At 58.1% G+C, this 819-nt stretch carries 1 protein-coding gene and 1 pseudogene; both read right to left on the bottom strand.

Annotated features, from left to right (window positions below):
• On the bottom strand, positions 1-377 hold a 377-nt coding region (locus tag SPHV1_RS01235; RefSeq protein WP_197277602.1), incomplete at its 3' end, for an SWIM zinc finger domain-containing protein.
• A gap of 170 nt (positions 378-547) precedes the next feature.
• Positions 548-819: pseudogene (locus tag SPHV1_RS01240) on the bottom strand (hypothetical protein); the annotation flags it as partial.

The following is an 819-nucleotide window of genomic DNA, read 5'->3' on the forward strand; positions in this document are numbered from 1 at the left end:
GTGATCATGGCGACCAGGACGTCAACATCCTTGCCTCTGAGATAGGTGCGAATCCTGGTCAGCACGCCGACGCTGTCTGCCGTTCCACAAGCGTTCGCAACATTCGCGGCGAGCGCGGCGGCCACCATGTGTTTGCAGAAGCCATCGCGCGCAAAAGCCGGGCACGTACATTCGCCGTCGAATGAGCTGTCTTGCCACAGGACGATGGAAGCATAGTCCTGTGTCCCGGCAACCCGGGCCACAACCCTGTTTGGCTCAATTGCGAGCAGTTCGACCAATCCTTCTCGGAAATAGGCCTGACCGCGCGCGAAAGCCTTGTCGCCAGCGAAGGATCTGAGCACGTCCTGATCAAACATGGAAAACTCGGTCTCGGTCATGATGCTGATTGTTCAGTCCGGCGGGAGGCACCACGGATAACACCACTTGCGCAGGCAACCGATTGCCAGAAACCTGCGATCGATCTTGCGATGCTGGGCCATGGATTAGTGGCAGCTCGACGACTTTGATGCCTTTGCCGAGTCATCAGCATTGCCCCTTGCCTCCTCGCTCAAACCTCTTCGCTTGGCTCCTGGATTTCAAGGTGGAACCGCCACCCCTCGAAAGTCATCAGCATGCGGCCGAACTGATCCCAATCCACCTCCTGCCCATCGATTACGAGAACGGGCAGACGATCCGCGGCTTCCGGATCGCAGGTGATTTGCCCTCTGACCTTGGTTTCAGCGATGCCAAGGCCGAACTCGGTCTCGGCCAGGTAGGTGATCGCAAGCTCTCGGCGCATCCGTTTATGGAGCCGTTGCATGAGTTCGAATGGGTCTGCTT

Origin of the sequence: Novosphingobium sp. KN65.2 (genome assembly GCF_001368935.1) — a bacterium.
GTDB classification, from domain to species: domain Bacteria; phylum Pseudomonadota; class Alphaproteobacteria; order Sphingomonadales; family Sphingomonadaceae; genus Novosphingobium; species Novosphingobium mathurense.